A 15,106-nucleotide genomic window follows, 5' to 3' on the forward strand; every position below is an offset into this window, starting at 1 on the left:
GTGTCGGGCGCCGGGAGGACGCGGTCCGGGTCAGGGCCGCTCGCCCGGTTCCACGCCCAGGGCGGCGTAGACGGCGGTGTAGGCCTCGGCGTTCTGCTGCCAGGTCCGGGTCCGCAGGGCCCATGCACGTCCGGCCTCCCCCAGTCGCTGACGTCGTCCGGGGTCGGCCAGCAGCCCGGACAGGGCGTCGGCCAGGGCCGCATCGTCCCCGGGCGGCACGAGCAGGCCGGTGAGCCCGTCCTGGACGAGTTCCGCCAGGGCGGGCAGGTCGGAGGCCACCACGGGCCGGGCGGAGGCCGAGGCCTCCACCGTCTTCATGGGCGTGACGACCCGGGTGACCGGCAGGTCCCGGCGCGGCACCACGAAGACGTCGAGGGCGGCGTGGTTCCAGCGGGCCTCGGAGCGCGGCACCCGGCCGGTGAACTGGCAGCGGCCCTCCACGCCCAGGTCACGGGCCAGCACCCGCAGCGCCGGCAGGGACACCCCGTCGCCGACGACCCGCAGCCGCAGCCGCGGGTGCTGCGGGGCGAGCCGGGCCACGGCCCGCACGAGCACGTCCAGTCCCTCATAGTCGACCACCGAGCTCACGGTCCCGACCAGGACGTCGTCCGGGTCCAGGCCCAGGTGCGCACGTGCCTCGGCCCGCCCGGGCGGTTCGGGGACGAAGGCCTCGTCGACGGCGTTGGGACACAGCCGGATGGATCCCGCGGGCACGCCCGCACCGAGCAGCCGGGCCCGCATCTGCTCGCCCAGGGTCACGACGGCGTCGGCGGCCCGGGCCGCCTCGTCCTCGCGAGCACGGAACTCACGGTAGTACTCGGAGTCCAGGGCCCCGGCCGGACGCGTGGCGGCCCAGCTGTCCGCCCGCTGGCCGCGGACCTCGTAGACCCAGGGCAGACCGTGGGCGCGGGCGACGGCGTCGACGACGAGGGCGTTCGTGAAGTGCGTGGTGGTGTGGAGCAGTGCCGGGCGCAACCGTTCGACCTCCGCCGAGAGCAACCGGGCGTGCTGGTCCAGGCGGGCGACGGCGTCCCGGGCCAGCGCGCCCGGCAGCAGCCGGCGGTAGTGCACCCCGTCCACCTCGTCCTCGCGCCGCGCCCACGGGATGCCGACCTCCACCGGGTACCCGGGGCGGGTGACGGCGTGGACGTCGAAGCCGGCACCGGCCAGTGACCTCAGGACACCGTGGCTGCGCTGGGCGTAGCCGCTGGTGGTGTGCGGCAGGGAACTCGTCAGCACGTGCAGGACCCGGCCGGGCACCGCGGGGGCGCCCCGGACGGGCCCGGGGTCGGGGCGGTGTCCGGCCAGCACGCGCCGTTCCGCCTCCAGCCGGGCGGCCAGGGCGCGGTTGCGCCCGTGGCGCCGGGCCAGGTCGACGGCACCCGTCACGTCACCGTGGTACAGGGCCACCCGGGCCGCCGCCGCGTGCCAGGGGGCCGTCCGGACGGCCTCGGGGACGGACGCCAGCAGGGCCCCGGCGGTCGCGGCGTCCCCGGAGCCCAGGGCCGCGGTCGCCATGACCGCGGCCCCCCGGGCCCCGGGTGCGCCGGCACCGTCCAGGGCGCGGCGCGCGGCGTCGTCGTGCCCGAGCACCTGGTGCCCGACGGCGGCCACGGCCCCGCCGGCGAACGTGCCGGTCCTCGTCAGCAGCCCGGCCACCGGCCGGGTGACGGAGTCCGGCAGGCGTCGGGACAGCTGCAGGGCGAACTGCACCGGGTCCTGGGACACCTCACCGCGGACGGTGCGCAGGGTGGCCCGGGCGTTGGCCAGCCAGGGGGTACCGGCTCCTCGCGTCACCGCTTGCGCCACTGCCCCCGGGTGTCCACGACCCGCTTGTCGGCCACGCGGTCGCCGAGCCCGGCGAAGGCCGTGTGGTCCACGAGCAGCACGATGATGTCGGCGGCCTGAACGGCCTCCTGCGTCTGGGCCAGGCGCAGGTTCTCGTACCCGGCCAGGGCGGCCGGCAGCTCGTCCACGTGCGGTTCCACCGCCAGGATCGTGGACCCGGTGAACTCCTGGGCCATCCTGGCGGTGATGCTCAGTGCCGGGGACTCGCGCAGGTCATCGATGTTGGGCTTGAACGCCAGCCCCAGCGCGGCGATCACCGGGGCCCGGCCGGTGGCGTTCTGCACGTCGAAGGCCTCGGCCTTGACCTGGCGCACCACCCACTCGGGCTTGGCGTCGTTGATCTCCCGGGCGCTGCGGATCAACCGGGCCTGGTCCGGGGCGGCATCGACGATGAACCACGGGTCCACCGCGATGCAGTGCCCGCCCACGCCCGGACCCGGCTGCAGGATGTTCACCCGCGGATGGCGGTTGGCCAGCTCGATGAGCTCCCACACGTCGATGTCCAGCTCGGCGCAGATCATCGACAGCTCGTTGGCGAAGGCGATGTTCACGTCCCGGAACGAGTTCTCCACGAGCTTGGCCAGCTCGGCGGTGCGGGTGTCCGTCAGCAGGATCTCACCCTGGCAGAACGTCTCGTACAGCGCCTTGGTGCGCTCGGCCGCCTCCGGGGTGGACCCGCCCACGATCCGGTCGTTGCTCACCAGCTCGGTCATCACCTTGCCCGGCAGCACCCGCTCCGGGCAGTGGGCGAACTGCAGCGAGCGCTGCCCGGCCAGGTCCGGGCGCTCGGCGTAGACCACCTGGGCCAGCTGCTCGGTGGCCCCGGGCGGGGAGGTGGACTCCAGGATGACCAGTTCCCCGCCGCGCAGCTGCGGGGCCAGCCCCCGGCCGGCGGCCTCGATGTAGGACAGGTCCGCGCTCTTGTCCGCGTGGAACGGGGTCGGCACGGCCACGATGTAGGCATCGGCCGCCGGGGTCTGCGTGCTGGCCGAGAGCAGGCCCTCGGAGACCGCCTTGCGCACGTAACCGTCCAGGTCCGGCTCCACGAACGGGACACTGCCGGCGTTGACCGCGTCGACCGTGCGCTGGGACACGTCCACGCCGTACACGCGGATCCCATTGCCGGCCAGCACGGCCGCCGTCGGCAACCCGATGTAACCCAGGCCGATCACGGCGACGCTGGAGATGTCTGTCATGTGAGAAGTCCTTCAGTCGGTGGAGCCGGGCGGCAGGCCACCCCGTGGGGCGCACCGTGGGACACGGTGTCCGCTGTTCGTGGGGGCCGGGGACCGCTGGCGAATCCGGTCAGAGGCGATTATAGGGTCTGGCCCCGGCGGTCCCGCGCATCACGGCCTGCCGGGCCAGCCCCACGAACCGCCGGCCCAGCTCGGGCAGGTCGGCGTTCCGGCGCACCCAGTCCCGGCCACGGTCGTCGACGGCGGTGCTCGCCGGATCGGCGGCGAGCCGGCGCCAGCAGGCGGCCAGGACCTCCGCGTCCGCGGGCACGAGAGTGGCGGCACCGGAGGACTCGAGCACCCGTGCGGCCTCGCCGGTGACCATCCCGGTGATGTGCCGGCCGACGGCGAGCAGTTCATAGGTCTTGGATGGGATCGTCCACTCGAAGCTGGGCCAGTCCGGGCGCAACGCGACCAGGCACGTGTCGGCCCACTCGTACTGTTCGCGCAGCCGGGCCCCGTGCACCGGCTCCAGCATCTGCGCGGGTCCGCCCAGCGAGTCGTTGAGGGCCGCGAGCGCCTCGCGCCGCGTCCCCGATCCGACCAGGCGCACGGTGATCCGCTCCGCACCGTCCCGCACCAGTGCGGCCGCGCGGATGACGGTCTCCAGCCCCTGGCTCTCTCCGTGGTTGCCCAGGTAGAGCACGTTGAGCTCCCCCGCCGCCCGCGCGCGCGCCGGCACGGACCGGAGCTGCCGCAGGGGCACGCCGTTGCCGACCACCTCCACCGGGGAGATGCCCCGCTCCACCAGGCGCTCGGCGAAGCCCTCGGTCACGGTCACCACGAGGTCGGCCGCCCGCTGGGTGCCGGTGACGAGGGACTCCATGATCCGGCTCAGGGCCCCCGCGGAGACCCCGGACTCCCGGGCCAGGTCCGGCCACGCGTCCCGCATCTCCACGATCAGCGGCACCCGGCGCAACCGGGAGAGGGTCCACCCCGCGACGACGGTCGGCAGGGCGGGCACGGTGATCACCAGCACGTCCGGCCGGTCGGCGCGCAGGGCCACCGGAACGGCGGCCAGGGCGTGGACGATGTGGCCCAGGAACCGGCCGTCGCGGCTGCCGGCCAGGGCGGGAAGCCGCAGGGTCCGCAGGATCCGTTCGCCGTGCGGTCCCCGGCGCCGACGGGCGTCGACGGCGGTGGTCCCGCCCGGCACCTGCGCGGGGTCGGCCGGCGGGGCCACCACGTCGACGTCCCAGCCCTCCTGGCGGAAGGCCTCGACGAAGGCGGTCCATCGCCGCTCGGGCGGGGTGCGTTCGGGCAGGTAGGAGTGCGTGATGAGCTGGACGCGCACGGGTCAGGACCCCACGCAGGGGTTGACCGGGACGACCGGCTCGGCAGAGGTCCCGCCCGGGGTCCCCGTGCCGCCGTCCCCGGGGGTCGGCGCGTCCGAGGTGCCCGGACCGCCGGTGGCGCCGGGTTCGTCCGTCCCGGTCGTCGCGGGAGCGGAGGACGGTTCGGCGGACGGCGCCGGGGAGGTGGCCTTGCCGGACGGCGTCGCGCCGCCGTCCGGGCCGTCCTGGCCCTCCTCGGTTCCGCCGGACAGGTACTCGTCCAGCTGGTCGTCCCGCAGGGCACGGCGCAACTCGGCCATGGCCTCCTCGTCCTGTTCCACGATCGAGGCACCGCCCGGGCCCTCGGTCGGGGACCCGTGCGGCACGGTGAACGTGTGGATGTCCCCGGAGCGGATCCCGTTGAGCTGGAGTCCGTAGCCGGCGATCGTGGCGGCGTCGAGGCCCTCGTCCACGGTGATGAACGGCACGATGGCGTTGATCACGTCCGTGAGTTTCTGGGGGTTGGCCAGCGTGTCCACGGTGAGGACCTGGTCCACCATGGCCGAGACGAACCGCTGCTGGTTGGCCACGCGCTCGAAGTCACCGCCCATGAAGGCCTTGCGCTCGCGCACGTAGCGCAACGCGTCCGCCCCCTGCAGCAGGATCTCCCCCTGCGGGAAGTACGAGGGATTGATCTGCCCGGAGGAGAAGGTGTTGGGGTTGCAGACCTGGACGCCTCCCACGGCCTCGGTCAGCCCGTTGAAGCCCTCGAAGTCGATCACGGCCAGGTGGTCGACGTTCACGCCCACGAGGTTCTCCACGGTCGCGGTCACCAGCGGGTAGCCGCCCAGGCCCAGCGCCGCGTTGATCTTGCGCTCTCCCTCGCCGGGGATCTCGACCCAGAGGTCGCGCACGAGGGACATGACGTAGACGTCCTGGCGGTCCTCCGGGACGTGGACGAGCATCATGGTGTCCGAGCGCTCCCCGTCCTCCCCCTTGTTCTCCGCCGTGTCCATGCCCTCGCCGCGCGAGTCGGACCCGAGCAGCAGCACGTTGAGGGCGCCGTCGTCGACCGCGGCCTGGGTGGCGATGCCCGCATCCACGGTCTGGCGCTTGTCGTTGAAGGCCGTGGCGATCGAGGCGACGTAGATGCCCACGACGACGAGCACGACCAGCACGAGGGCAGCGGCCACCAGGAGCGCGTTGCGGACGGTGTGGCGCCGCCGGGTGGGCTTGCGCACCTCGCGTCGGGGCGCGTACTGACCGGGGTCGGGTGAGGACACAGGGGTTTCCTAACGACTACAAGAGGATCCGTCCCATGCTAGCGCCCGCGCGGGACGACGGCGTGACTACCAGCGGGCCCGTCGCGGCACCGGTTGGCAGCGGGGACAGTATGCGGAGGACCGGTTCATGAACCGGTCCCGGACGATGATCGACTCGCGTCCCTGCCGGGCACAGCGGCGGCAGGGCTGCCCGGCCCGCCCGTAGACGTCGAGGGAGCGGTCGAAGTAGCCGGAGTCCCCGTTGACGTTGACGTAGAGCGAGTCGAAACTGGTCCCGCCCTGGGACAGTGCCTCCGCCATGACCTCGCGCACGGCCTCGAACAACCGCGACGACTCGGTGCGGTTCAGGGTCTCGGTGGGGCGGGCGTAGTGCAACCGGGCCCGCCACAGCGCCTCGTCCGCGTAGATGTTGCCGATGCCCGAGACGAGTGTCTGGTCCAGCATGGCGCGCTTGAGCCCGGTCCTGCGCAGCCGCAGCCGGCGATGCACCGCCTCCGGGTCGAAGACCGGGTCCATCGGGTCGCGGCCGATGTGGGCCACGGAGGCCGGCAGCAGCTGTCCGGGGCGGTCGGCCGCCTCGACGAGGGGGTCCAGGAACAGTCCGCCGAAGATCCGCTGGTCCACGAAGCGCAGCTCACGGGAGCGGTCCTCACCGTCTCCCGCGTCCTCGGCGGGCTCGAGCAGGAGCCTGATGCGCAGGTGCCGCGGTTCGGGGTCGCCGGGCTCGCTGACCAGCAGCTGTCCGCTCATGCCCAGGTGGGCGACCAGGGAATGCGCGTCCGGTCCGCGGTCCGCCAGGGGGATCCAGAGGTACTTGCCGCGCCGCTCGGGCACCGCCAGCCGCGCCCCGGTGAGCCGCTCGGCGAAGTCGGCCGGGCCGGCGTCGTGGCGGCGGGTGGACCGGGCGTCGAGCACCTCCACGGCCGAGACCGGCCGGCCGGCGGCCCAGCGTTCCAGTCCCCGGCGGACGACCTCGACCTCGGGCAGTTCAGGCACCGGCACCCGCCGGTGGTGCGCTGCGGGCCTGTGCCGCGGCGGACACCCGCTCCCAGGAGTTGGCGGCGGCCAGTCGTTCGGCCTCCTTCTTGGATCCGCCGGAGGCCGAGGCGTAGTCGACGCCGCCGATCACGAGGGTGGCGGTGAAGACCTTGTCATGGTCCGGACCGGTGGACTCCATGCGGTACTCGATAGCCCCCAGGTTCCCGCCGGCGGCGGCCTCCTGGATGAAGGTCTTCCAGTCCGTCCCGGCACCCATGGCCGAGGCGTCGTCGAGCAGCGGCAGCACGAAGCGGTGCACCAGCCCGTGCGCGGCCTCCAGGCCGAGGTCCACGTAGGCGGCGCCGATCAGCGCCTCCAGGGTGTCGGCGAGGATGGAGTCCTTGTCCCGGCCGCGGGTGCGCTTCTCCCCCTCGCCGAGCAGGATGGACGGGCCGACGCCGATGGACCGGGCCACGGACGCCAGGGCCCGGGTGGACACGACGGCGGCCCGCATCTTGGCCAGGTCGCCCTCGGCCAGGTCGGGGTGGGTGCGGTACAGGTGGTCCGTGACGACGAAGCCGAGCACGGAGTCGCCCAGGAACTCGAGGCGCTCGTTGGTGGGCAGCCCGCCGTGCTCGTAGGCGTAGGACCGGTGTGTCAGGGCAAGAGCGAGCGTCCCGGCGGCGATATCGACCCCGAGACGCTCGAGAAGGTCTTCAGTTGTCGCCCGGCCGGTCACGGCCGGCCGGTGCTCACCGGACGAACTGGGTGCCATGGGCACTCAGGCGTCGGCGACCTTGCGGCCCTTGTATTCCAGGAACAACGGCGTACCTGCGGAGTCGGTCACGACCTGGGCCTGGTGCGGCAGGCGGTAGGTGACGCGACCGTTCTCCACGGACTTCACCAGCGGGGGCACGGTGGCCTTCCACTGGGAGCGGCGGGCACGGGTGTTGGAACGGGACATCTTCCGCTTCGGAACTGCCACGGCTATCTCTCTTCTGTCTCGTCGGATGAGGTCTTCTGGTCCGGACCGGCGGTGCCGGCCTCGGCTGGGTTGGTCAGTGCAGCCAGCGCCGCCCAGCGCGGATCCAGCTGTTCGTGGGCGTGGTCCGCGGGCGCGTCATCCAGTCGGATGCCGCAGTCGGGGCACAGGCCCTGGCACTCGTCCCGGCACACCGGCTGGAACGGCAGGGCCGTCACCACGGCGTCCCGGAGGACGGGTTCCAGGTCCACGGTCTCGTGGACCACCAGGCGCTCTTCGTCGCTGTCACCCTCGGGGGCGGCAGTGAGGAACAGCTCCTGCAGGTCAACGGTGATCCCGTCCCGGATCGGGTCGAGGCAACGACTGCACTCGCCCACCAGCTCGGCATGCGCCTCGCCGGTGACCAGAATGCCTTCGTGGACCGATTCCAGACGCAGCTCGACGTCCACGGGAGCATGCTCCGGGATGCCGATGAGCGGAGTGGACAATGCCCCGGGGGCCGGCCACTGCTCCTCCAGGGTCCTCATGGACCCCGGGCTGCGTACCAGGTCCTTGACGGATACCACCCACGCGCCGCTGGCAGCCGGGGACGATGACGCGGACATCAGCATTCCTTCCGGATGGACAGTAGACGACGGTTCGGATCCCCCCCAACGAGGAATCCGGGCAGGGAAGAACCCGCAGGACCGGCTCACCAGTCTAGCGGTTCGGCCCCATCGGTCCAAATGACGTACCGGTCCCCGCCCGCGAGGACGCGGGCGGGGACCGGGCGTCCGCGGCGCGGGGACGGCTGAGGTGCCCGGGAGCGGGTCAGATGGACGCGGCGAAGTCCTTGAGCCAGGGGCGCAGTTCGGGTCCCAGGTCCTCGCGGGCGCTGGCCAGCTCGATGACGGCCTTGAGGTAGCTGAGCTTGTCCCCGGTGTCGTAGCGCTTGCCGCGGAACACCACGGCGTGGACCCCGAAGCCCTCCCCGGTGCCCTCGGCGAGCACCTGGAGGGCGTCGGTGAGCTGGATCTCGTTGCCCCGGCCGGGGCCGGTGCGCCGCAGGATCTGGAACACCACCGGGTCCAGGACGTAGCGGCCGATGACGGCCAGGTTGGACGGGGCGTCCTCCGCGGAGGGCTTCTCCACCAGCCCGGTCACCTTAACCACGTCCTCCGGTCCGCCCTCCACGGCGGTGACCTCGGCGACCCCGTAGGCCGAGATGTTCTCGCGCGGGACCTCCATCAGGGCGATGACGGAACCGCCCTTGGCCTGCTGGACGTCGATCATCCGCTGGAGCAGGTTGTCGTTCTCGTCGATGAGGTCGTCGCCGAGCAGCACCGCGAACGGCTCCTCGCCCACGTGCTGGGCGGCGCACAGCACGGCGTGGCCCAGGCCCTTGGGATCGACCTGGCGGATGAAGTGGATGTCCCCGAGGTTGGTGGCCTCCTGGATCTTGTCCAGCTTGGAGAAGTCCCCCTTGAGCTCCAGGGTGCGCTCCAGGGCGGGTACCCGGTCGAAGTGGTCCTCCAGCGCCCGCTTGGACCGGCCCGTGACCATCAGCACGTCGTCCAGGCCCGCCGCCCGCGCCTCGGAGATCACGTACTGGATGGCGGGCTTGTCCACCACCGGGAGCATCTCCTTGGGCATCGCCTTGGTGGCCGGCAGGAAACGGGTGCCCAGGCCGGCGGCCGGGATGACGGCCTTGTGGGTGCGGGGATTCTTGGAACGGGAAGTCATGGGGGCAGGATAACCCGGCCAGGTGACCGGCACGGTGACGGATGGCGCCGGATGACCGCCGGGGGCGTCCGGCCGCCGGGGCCGTCAGGGCCGCCGGCGCCTCAGGGCTCGGCCAGCCGGCGCATCACGGCCCGGGGGACGAACTCGGAGATGTCACCGCCGAGCTGGCCGACCTCCTTGATGAGGGAGGAGGACAGGTGGGCGTAGCGCCCGTCCGAGGGCAGGAACACGGTCTCCACACCGGTCAGGTGGCGGTTCATCGCGGCCATCGGCATCTCGTAGTTCAGGTCCGTGGTGTTGCGCAGGCCCTTGATGATGGCATTGGCCCCGGCCTTGCGGCAGAACTCCGCCAGCAGCCCCTCCCCCATCGGCACCACGGAGATCCCCTGCAGGGACGAGACGGTCTCCCGGATCATCTCGATGCGGGTCTCCGGGTCGAAGCGGTGGCTCTTGGCGTAGTTGGTGGACACCGCCACGATGACCTCGTCGAAGAGGTTGCTGGCGCGCGCGATCACCTCCACGTGCCCGTTGTGCAGGGGGTCGAAGGATCCTGGGCAGACGGCGCGACGCATGCACCGAACATACTATGGAGCACCATGGGAACCACAGCGCCCGCCCGAGGCCCGCAACCTGACGACACGGGGCCCACGCGGCACCCGTCCACGACCCGGGACGGACGCCCCGAGCCCTGGCGGCGCACCGCCGCGGCGGCGGGGCTGCTGGCCGGAGGCGTCCCCACGCCCACCGTCTTCGAGGCCATGACCGCACTGGCCACCCGGCACGGGGCCGTGAACCTCGGCCAGGGCTCCCCGGACGAGGACGGGCCGGCATGGATCCGCGACCGTGCCGCCGAGGCGATCCGCACCGGCGCGGACCGGGCCAACCAGTACGCCCCGGGGTTGGGCCTGCCCGTCCTGCGGCAGGCGGTCAGCGCCCACCAGCGGCGCCACTACGGCCTGGAACTGGACCCGGACCGGCAGGTCCTGGTGACCACGGGAGCCACCGAGGGCATCGCGGCCGCCCTGCTGGCCCTCGTCGGCCCGGGCGACGGGGTGGTGGCCTTCGAGCCGTACTACGACTCCTACGCGGCCATGACGGCGCTGGCCGGTGCCCGGTTCACGGCCGTCCCGCTGCGGCCCCCGCACTTCCTGCCGGAGCCGGAGGCCCTGGAACGCGCCCTCGGCCCGGACACCCGTGTGGTGGTCCTCAACACCCCCCACAATCCCACGGGTGTGGTCCCGGACCCGGTGCTGCTCGGCCGGCTCGTCGAGGTCTGTGCCCGGCACGGGGTCCTGATCCTGTCCGATGAGGTCTACGAGCACCTGGTGTACGACGGCCGGCACCACCCCGTCTCGGCCGTCCCCGGGGCGTGGGAGCGGACCCTGACCGTGTCCTCGGCCGGCAAGAGCTTCTCGCTGACCGGGTGGAAGGTGGGCTGGGTGACCGGGCCGGCCGAACTGGTGGCGGCCGTGCGGGCGGTCAAGCAGTTCCTCACCTACTCCACGGGCCCGGCCTACCAGTCGGCCATCGCCGGGGCCCTGGCCGACGGCGACGTCTTCCTCGCCGGCCAGCGGGACCGCTTGCGTGCCTCCCGCGACCGGCTGCTCGCCGGGCTGGGGGCGGCAGGCCTCGATCCGGTCGTGCCCGCCGCGGGCTACTTCACGGTGACCGACCTGTCCGCCGTGGGCCTGGACGATGCCGCGGCGGCCACCGAGGCGCTCGCCGCCCGGGCCGGCGTCGTGGGCATCCCGGTGAGTGCGCTGTGCACACCCGGCCCCGGGACCGGTGGCCCGGAGGGCACCGCCGGTGGTCCCGACGACGGCGACGGAGACGGTGCGCGCCGCTTGCGGTCCTGGATGCGCTGGGCGTTCTGCAAGCCGATGGACACCATCGAGGACGCGGTGCGCCGGCTCGCGGCACTGCCGGCGGTCTCAGCCGGCTGAGTGCCCCGCGCCGTCCCCGGCGCCAGCGTCGGGGTCGCCGGACGCCGTATCGTCCGGGCCGAGACAGTAGTACAGCACCGTCTCCCCGTAGGTCCGTGCCTCGAGCACCTCGATCCCCGCGGGCCACTCGGGCTCGACGGACCGGACGGATCGCTCGAGCACCAGCAGGCCCCCGGGGGCCATCACCGCCGCGATCCGCTCCAGGGTCGCGGTCAGCGCCGGCCCCTCCAGCGGGTACGGCGGATCGGCCAGCACCAGGTCCCAGGGCCCGGCACCGGCAGGCCCGGACAGGACCTGGTCGACGGCCCCGACGGCCACCTGGACCACGTCACGGCCCAGCCGGTGGTTCACGGCCGCGGCGTTCTTCCGGCACACCCCGGCGGCCCGGCGGTCCCGCTCCACCAGCAGGACCCGTGCGGCCCCGCGGGAGGCGGCCTCGCCACCGAGCGCCCCCGAGCCGGCGAACAGGTCCACCACGGCCGTCTCCTCCAGCCAGCCGCGCGCCGCGAGCCACGAGAACAGCGCCTCCCGCGTGCGGTCGGTGGTCGGCCGGGTCCCGTCCCCCGGCACCGATGACAACTGCAGTCCACCGGCCTGGCCGGCGATGATCCTGGGCATATGCGTCCCTCAGCCCTTCTCCAGGTAGTCGCCGCTTCCGACGTGCCCGGCCTCCCAGGCGGCAACGGCCGCGGCCAGCGCCGGGTGGCCCTCCAGCGTCCCGTCGGGGCCCTGGTGGTCCTCGATCCAGCCTGCGGCGAGGTCGATCAGGTCGGCGTGACGCAGCACCTTGAGCACCTTCAGCCGGCTCCCCCCGTGCTGGGCCGCACCGAGGATGTCGCCCTCCCCCCGCTGCATCACGTCGGCCCGGGCGATCTCCAGCCCGTCCTGGGTGCCGGCGACCACCTCGAGGCGTTCCACCGCCGGGTGACCGTCCGGCAGGCGGGTCGCCAGCAGGCAGATGGACGGGGCGGTGCCCCGCCCCACCCGGCCACGCAACTGGTGGAGGGTGGACAGGCCGAACGCGTCGGCGTCCAGGATGGCCATCACGGTGGCGTTGGGCACGTCCACGCCCACCTCGATCACGGTGGTGGCCACGAGCACGTCGACCTCACCCGCCACGAACCGGCCCATGGCCTCTGCCTGCGCCTGCTGGTCCTGCCGCCCGTGGAGACCGGCGATCCGTGCACCCCGCAGCGCGGGCAGCTCCCGCAGCCGGGGCACCATGTCCTCCACCGCGGCGTCGTGACGACGGTCGCGGGACGCGGCCGCGCCGCCGTCCCCGTCTGCCTCGTCGGCCGCGCCGGCGTCGGTCGGGTCGATCTTGGGACAGACCACGAAGGCCTGGTGGTCGGCGGCCACCTGCTCGGCGATCACCTCCCACACCCGGGCGATGATCCGCGGGCCGTGGGCCATGCGGGCGACGTGGGTGGCCACCGGCTGCCGTCCCGAGGGCAGCCCCGGGAGCACGGTCAGGTCGAGGTCACCGAACACCGTCATGGCCACGGACCGCGGGATCGGGGTGGCGCTCATGACCAGCAGGTGGGTTCCGGGGTTCGCCCGGCGCAACGCCTCGCGCTGGTCCACGCCGAAGCGGTGCTGCTCGTCCACCACGGCCAGCCCCAGGTCGGCGAACTGGACGGTGCCGGAGAACAGCGCGTGGGTGCCCACCACCAGCCCCGCCTGGCCGGAGGCGATCTTCAGCAGGGCCTCGCGGCGGGCGGCGGCGGGCATGGAGCCGGTCAGCAGCACCACCTCGGTGGCGGGTCCGTCCGGTGCGTCGAGCCGGCCGGCCCGCCCCAGGGGGCCGAGGACGGACACCAGCGAGCGGTGGTGCTGGACGGCCAGCACCTCGGTCGGGGCCACCAGCGCGGCCTGGCCGCCGGCGTCGACCACCTGGAGCATGGCACGCAGCGCCACGAGCGTCTTGCCGGAGCCGACCTCGCCCTGCAGCAGCCGGCTCATGGGATGGTCGCGGGACAGGTCCGCGGACAGCACCTGGCCGGCGGAGACCTGGCCGGCGGTCAGGGTGAACGGCAGGCGTCGGTCCAGCGCGGACCGCAGGCCCTCCTCGACCGCGGGCCGGGCCACCGCCCGGTGGGCGGCGCTGGCGTGCCGGCGCACGGCCAGTGCACCCTGCAGCACGAGCGCCTCGTGCAGGGCGAACCGGCGGCGCGCCCGGTGGGCGTCGCGCACCTCCACGGGCCGGTGGATGTCCCGGTACGCCTGGGCCAGGGACGGCAGGGGGACGCCGTCGTCCGCGGCGTCCTCAAGCAGGGCGGCCGGCACGGGATCCTCGACGCCGGCCCAGTCCAGGGCGTCCAGCACGGTGGACACGGAACTGCGCAGCACCCAGCTGGGGACCTTCGCGGTGGCCGGGTACAGGGGAACCGGGGCGAGGTCCTCCCGGTCCGGTTGCTCGGAGTCGTCCAGCACCGAGAAGTCCGGGTTGTTCAGGGTCAGCTCACCGCGGTAGAGGGCCGTCTTGCCGTGGAACATCGCGCGCAGCCCGGGCTTGAGGCGGCGCTGGGCGTCGTAGCCGTTGAAGAAGGCCATGTCGAGGCTGGCCGGACGTGAGGTGTCGTCGTCCGTCACGGTGACGTCCACGATGAAGCCGCGCCGGGAGTGCATCGGACGCCTGCTGGCGGACACCACCCGGGCGACCACCGTGACCTGCTCGCCCACGGGCAGGGAGGCGATGGCGGTCATCTCCCCGCGCTCGATCCAGCGGCGCGGGAAGTGCTCCAGGAGATCCCGGGCCGTCCGCAGGCCCAGCTCCCGCTCCAGGCGCTGAGCGGTCTTGCCGCCCAGGAGCCGTTCCAGCGGCTGGTCGAGCGGGTCGGGGCTCACCCGGACTGCCCCGGATCCTGCAGCGGGGTGACGACCAGGTTCTCCGGGGTGCCGGCCTTGCGGACCAGCGCCTCGGCGGAGGCGTGGTCGTCCACGTGCACGTGCAGTCGCCAGCGGACGGGCCCCTCGCCGTCGGCCGGGGCGTCCACCGGGCTCATGATCACGGAGTCACCCACCTCGTTGAGCTCGAAGCGCAGCGTCGCGGCGGTCAGCGGGTCCAGGGAGATGCTGCACATCAGTTCGTAGCCGACCGGCGACTCCCTGCCCTGGTGGATGTGCGGGTCCCCCGCGGAGAATCCGTGCAGGCCATCCAGCAGTCCGGGGTCGATGCCGGTGCCCAGGACGGTGGCCCGCAGTGAGTCCAGCACCAGCAGCAGCCCCAGGCCGCCGGCGTCCACCACATGGGCCTCGGCCAGTGCGGGCAACTGGCCCTCGGTGTTCACCACGGCCTGCCACGCGGCGTCCACCACCGCGTCCAGGGCGTTGCCGAGTTCCTTGCGGCCCCGGAGCTGGTCGTCGGGCAGGTCGGCGTGCCGGGAGACGTACTCGGAGGCCGCCCGGGAGGCCGTGGCGAGCACCGTCAGCATGGTGCCCTCCTGGGGGTCGGACAGGGCGGCCCAGGCGCTGGCCCGGGCGCGGTCCAGCGCCACGGCGAGGGAGGGCGCGGTCATCCGCTCATGACCGGTCAGCGGTTCGGACATGCCGATGAGCATGACGGCCAGCAGGGTGCCCGAGTTGCCCCGGGCCTGGTCCAGGGCCGCGCGTCCGGCGATGGACAGCGCCTCCCCGACGTCGTCCGCGGACCGGTCCTCGAGGGCTGCCCGCGCGGCACGGACCGTCCCGTAGAGGTTGGTGCCGGTGTCCCCGTCCGGGACCGGGAAGATGTTGATGGCGTCCATCCGGTCCGAGGCGTTGCCCAGGGCGGTCTCCGACAGGGCGAGCCACCGGTGCACCCGGGAGGTGGCCCGGGGGGACTGTGCCTCCTCCGTCATGC

General features: G+C 73.4%; 14 protein-coding genes. 1 reads left to right on the forward strand and 13 read right to left on the reverse strand.

Annotated elements, in window-relative coordinates:
* Positions 1-30: 30 nt before the first annotated feature.
* The 10 genes from Q0283_RS14110 to coaD all read right to left on the reverse strand — a co-directional run bounded on the left by Q0283_RS14110 (position 31) and on the right by coaD (position 9,894).
* A complete protein-coding gene (locus tag Q0283_RS14110; protein ID WP_298045202.1) occupies positions 31-1,797 on the reverse strand; it encodes a glycosyltransferase family 4 protein in 1,767 nt (588 codons plus the stop codon).
* Positions 1,794-3,044, reverse strand: coding sequence for a UDP-N-acetyl-D-mannosamine dehydrogenase (gene wecC / locus Q0283_RS14115; protein ID WP_183524811.1), 1,251 nt, complete (start codon positions 3,042-3,044; stop codon positions 1,794-1,796). The genes Q0283_RS14110 and wecC overlap by 4 nt, the downstream gene beginning before the upstream one ends.
* A gap of 109 nt (positions 3,045-3,153) precedes the next feature.
* Positions 3,154-4,377, reverse strand: coding sequence for a glycosyltransferase family 4 protein (locus Q0283_RS14120; protein WP_298045205.1), 1,224 nt, complete (start codon positions 4,375-4,377; stop codon positions 3,154-3,156).
* Between the two features lie 3 nt (positions 4,378-4,380).
* Positions 4,381-5,640 (reverse strand): LCP family protein, encoded by a 1,260-nt coding sequence (locus Q0283_RS14125; RefSeq protein WP_298045207.1) that lies wholly within the window; start codon positions 5,638-5,640, stop codon positions 4,381-4,383.
* 66 nt (positions 5,641-5,706) lie between these two features.
* Entirely contained in the window at positions 5,707-6,636 is a 930-nt protein-coding gene (gene mutM, locus Q0283_RS14130; protein ID WP_298045209.1) for a bifunctional DNA-formamidopyrimidine glycosylase/DNA-(apurinic or apyrimidinic site) lyase, read from the reverse strand.
* Positions 6,629-7,393 (reverse strand): ribonuclease III, encoded by a 765-nt coding sequence (rnc, locus tag Q0283_RS14135; RefSeq protein ID WP_298045211.1) that lies wholly within the window; start codon positions 7,391-7,393, stop codon positions 6,629-6,631. Before rnc ends, mutM begins: the two co-directional genes overlap by 8 nt.
* Positions 7,394-7,399: 6 nt before the next feature.
* Complete coding sequence (gene rpmF / locus Q0283_RS14140; protein ID WP_029139287.1) at positions 7,400-7,603, reverse strand: 50S ribosomal protein L32; 204 nt, start codon at positions 7,601-7,603, stop codon at positions 7,400-7,402.
* 2 nt (positions 7,604-7,605) lie between these two features.
* Positions 7,606-8,127, reverse strand: coding sequence for a DUF177 domain-containing protein (locus Q0283_RS14145; protein ID WP_255459411.1), 522 nt, complete (start codon positions 8,125-8,127; stop codon positions 7,606-7,608).
* 283 nt (positions 8,128-8,410) lie between these two features.
* Complete coding sequence (gene galU / locus Q0283_RS14150) at positions 8,411-9,322, reverse strand: UTP--glucose-1-phosphate uridylyltransferase GalU (RefSeq protein WP_183524793.1); 912 nt, start codon at positions 9,320-9,322, stop codon at positions 8,411-8,413.
* Positions 9,323-9,423: 101 nt separating this feature from the next.
* A complete protein-coding gene (gene coaD, locus Q0283_RS14155; protein WP_183524790.1) occupies positions 9,424-9,894 on the reverse strand; it encodes a pantetheine-phosphate adenylyltransferase in 471 nt (156 codons plus the stop codon).
* A 24-nt stretch (positions 9,895-9,918) separates the two neighbouring features.
* Between coaD and Q0283_RS14160 the strand changes: the two genes are divergently transcribed.
* A complete protein-coding gene (locus Q0283_RS14160) occupies positions 9,919-11,265 on the forward strand; it encodes an aminotransferase class I/II-fold pyridoxal phosphate-dependent enzyme (RefSeq protein ID WP_183524787.1) in 1,347 nt (448 codons plus the stop codon).
* Here Q0283_RS14160 and rsmD read toward each other — a convergent pair.
* Genes rsmD through Q0283_RS14175 form a run of 3 tightly spaced genes read right to left on the reverse strand, consistent with a single transcriptional unit; the run spans position 11,254 to position 15,104 of the window.
* Positions 11,254-11,883: a 16S rRNA (guanine(966)-N(2))-methyltransferase RsmD gene (gene rsmD, locus Q0283_RS14165; protein WP_183524784.1), complete on the reverse strand. Its 630-nt coding sequence runs from the start codon at positions 11,881-11,883 to the stop codon at positions 11,254-11,256. The two genes, Q0283_RS14160 and rsmD, sit on opposite strands and share 12 nt — an antisense overlap.
* 9 nt (positions 11,884-11,892) lie before the next feature.
* Positions 11,893-14,112 carry an ATP-dependent DNA helicase RecG gene (locus Q0283_RS14170; protein WP_298045214.1) on the reverse strand — a complete coding sequence of 740 codons (2,220 nt, stop codon included), beginning with the start codon at positions 14,110-14,112 and terminating at the stop codon, positions 11,893-11,895.
* Positions 14,109-15,104, reverse strand: a complete 996-nt coding sequence (locus tag Q0283_RS14175; RefSeq protein ID WP_183524780.1) for a DAK2 domain-containing protein — start codon at positions 15,102-15,104, stop codon at positions 14,109-14,111. The genes Q0283_RS14170 and Q0283_RS14175 overlap by 4 nt, the downstream gene beginning before the upstream one ends.
* Positions 15,105-15,106 lie beyond the last annotated feature (2 nt).

The organism is uncultured Citricoccus sp., from assembly GCF_937871995.1.
GTDB lineage: Bacteria > Actinomycetota > Actinomycetes > Actinomycetales > Micrococcaceae > Citricoccus.

Coding starts and splice junctions, on each gene's coding strand:
- coaD (WP_183524790.1), bottom strand. CDS start 9,894: ATGCGTCGCGCCGTCTGCCCAGGATCCTTCGACCCCCTGCACAACGGG.
- rsmD (WP_183524784.1), bottom strand. CDS start 11,883: ATGCCCAGGATCATCGCCGGCCAGGCCGGTGGACTGCAGTTGTCATCG.
- Q0283_RS14145 (WP_255459411.1), bottom strand. CDS start 8,127: ATGAGGACCCTGGAGGAGCAGTGGCCGGCCCCCGGGGCATTGTCCACT.
- wecC (WP_183524811.1), bottom strand. CDS start 3,044: ATGACAGACATCTCCAGCGTCGCCGTGATCGGCCTGGGTTACATCGGG.
- Q0283_RS14175 (WP_183524780.1), bottom strand. CDS start 15,104: ATGACGGAGGAGGCACAGTCCCCCCGGGCCACCTCCCGGGTGCACCGG.
- Q0283_RS14160 (WP_183524787.1), top strand. CDS start 9,919: ATGGGAACCACAGCGCCCGCCCGAGGCCCGCAACCTGACGACACGGGG.
- galU (WP_183524793.1), bottom strand. CDS start 9,322: ATGACTTCCCGTTCCAAGAATCCCCGCACCCACAAGGCCGTCATCCCG.
- rnc (WP_298045211.1), bottom strand. CDS start 7,393: ATGGCACCCAGTTCGTCCGGTGAGCACCGGCCGGCCGTGACCGGCCGG.